The following is a 257-nucleotide window of genomic DNA, read 5'->3' as shown; positions in this document are numbered from 1 at the left end:
ACTGCGGCTTCGCCCTCATGACCTGACTCTTGCGTGCCTTTCGTTGCTAACGGTTCTGTGTAGGCTGGAGATTCTTCGCGGACTACTGCTTCGCCTTCATGACCTAGTTCTTGCGTACCTTTAGTTTCGAGTGGTTTAGTATACTCTGGTGTTTCTTCGTGGACTGTCGCTTCACCTTCGTGACCGGGCTCTTGCGTGCCTTTCGTTGCTAACGGTTCTGTGTAGGCTGGAGATTCTTCGCGGACTACTGCTACGCC

At 52.9% G+C, this 257-nt stretch carries 1 protein-coding gene; it reads right to left on the bottom strand.

Going from position 1 to position 257, the window contains the following annotated elements; genetic code table 11:
• On the bottom strand, positions 1 to 257 hold a 257-nt coding region (locus N8M20_RS10380; RefSeq protein WP_261080535.1), incomplete at both ends, for a hypothetical protein.

This window comes from Streptococcus mitis (genome assembly GCF_946190275.1).
GTDB classification, from domain to species: Bacteria; Bacillota; Bacilli; order Lactobacillales; family Streptococcaceae; genus Streptococcus; species Streptococcus mitis_DC.
The sequence above is the reverse complement of the archived record's forward strand: the minus strand, read 5'-3'. Positions and strand labels throughout refer to the sequence as shown.